This is a genomic window from Streptomyces sp. P5F9 (assembly GCF_057961495.1).
In genome coordinates, this window is record NZ_JBXVPZ010000879.1 from 1 (window position 1) to 1,639 (window position 1,639).

Below are 1,639 nucleotides of genomic sequence, written 5' to 3' on the forward strand. Positions count from 1 at the left end.
CCGATCGGCAGGATCTGCGCAATCGGCACCGTTTCGCGATCACCGGCCGCCGGGACAGACCCGTGACCCCAATGCCGTTTAGATAGCGGCGAGTTGGTAGTCTCCGTACGTGTCGCAGGGGGCTGAGAGCGGTGGCGCGGAGCGTCTGACGGACTTGGTGTCGCTGGCTGCGCTGGCCTCGTTGGTACCCAGGGACGTGCTGGACGAGGCGATCGAGGCGCACGGATGCCGGGAGGAGCGGGTCCGTAAGCTCCCCTCCCACCTGGTGGTCTACCTGCTGATCGCGTTGTGCCTGTTCCCCGACGACGACTATGAGGAGGTCGCCGAGAAGCTGACCGGGATGCTCGAGGCGGTGCCGGGAGCCCGGTGGCAAGCCCCGTCGCGTGGCGCGATTACGCAGGCAAGGCAGCGGCTCGGACCGGAGGTGATGCGCGAGGTCTTCACCTACCTGGCCCGGCCAACGGCGACGGCTGCGACGCCCGGGGCCTGGCTGGGGCGGTGGCGGCTGATGGCGATCGACGGCTTCGTGCTGGACCTGCCCGACACCGCGGCGAACGTCGCCGAGTTCGGCCGCGACCACGGCGGTGACGCGACCGTCTACCCGTAAGCCCGCATCGTGGCGATCAGTGAGTGCGCCGTTCACGCGCCTGTCGCCGCGGATGTGGCCGGCTGCTGGGCGGGCGAGCAGACTCTGGCCTACTCGCTGTATGAGCACCTCGCCCCGGACATGCTGCTGACCGCCGACCGTGGCTTCTACAGCTTCTACGCCTGGGAACAGTCCCGTCGCTCTGGTGCGCAGTTGCTGTGGCGGGTGCAGGCCAACCTCCGCCTGGACCACGTGCGCGACCTTCCCGACGGGTCGTGGCTGGCCGTGGTCACTCGCCCCGGCCAGCGCACCTCGCACAAGCAGCGGCAGCGCACTGCCGCACGGGCCGGGGTGGATCCCGGCGAGGACGCCGTCGTGGTGCGGGTGGTGCAGTATGCGGTGCCCGACCGGGGCGGCGAGAAGATCCGTCTCATCACCAGCATCCTCAATCCCGCCGATGCCTCTGCGGAGCAGCTGGCCCGCGCGTACCACGAGCGGTGGGAGGCAGAGACCGGGATCGACCAGCTCAAGACCCATTTGCGCGGCCCTGGCCGGGTACTGCGCTCGCGCACTCCGGAGTTGGCCTACCAGGAGATCTGGGCCTACCTGCTGACGCACTGGGCGGTCTCAGCGTTGATCTGCAGCGCCGCCACAGCCGCCGGGATCGACTCGGACCGGATCAAATTCCTTGGCACGCTCCGCATCGTCCGCCGCTCGGTCACCGACCAAGCGGCCTTTCCCCGCTGAGCCCCACGCGACACTCCTGCCAGGGGTGTTGGAGCGGATCTCCCGACCCCGCAACCGCAACCCTCTGCGACGCCACCGCAGTTACCCGCGCACCCTGAAGCGTCGGCGCCACAACAGCTACCCCGAACGCCGAGGGCCGGCCCGAGGTACCCAGTACAGCGGACCGCCGACCGTCGCGCTCCTCCCTGCACCCAAACATCCATGATCGCCTGCTATCTAAACGGCATTGGCTCGCCGAGGGCATCAACATCGCCGCCAGCGTTCGGCGCAACGCTCGTGACACCAGCAGGTCGCTCGCCCTCCTCG

At 69.2% G+C, this 1,639-nt stretch carries 2 protein-coding genes; both read left to right on the forward strand.

The genetic code is table 11. From position 1 onward, the window contains the following. The first annotated feature begins 109 nt into the window (after positions 1 to 109). Positions 110 to 607 carry a transposase domain-containing protein gene (locus tag AC31A1_RS51115; RefSeq protein ID WP_489659865.1) on the forward strand — a complete coding sequence of 166 codons (498 nt, stop codon included), beginning with the start codon at positions 110 to 112 and terminating at the stop codon, positions 605 to 607. Between the two features lie 9 nt (positions 608 to 616). Continuing rightward, the gene (locus AC31A1_RS51120) at positions 617 to 1,333 is read left to right on the forward strand and encodes an IS4 family transposase (protein ID WP_489659866.1); all 717 of its coding nucleotides are present in this window, start codon (positions 617 to 619) and stop codon (positions 1,331 to 1,333) included. Positions 1,334 to 1,639 lie beyond the last annotated feature (306 nt).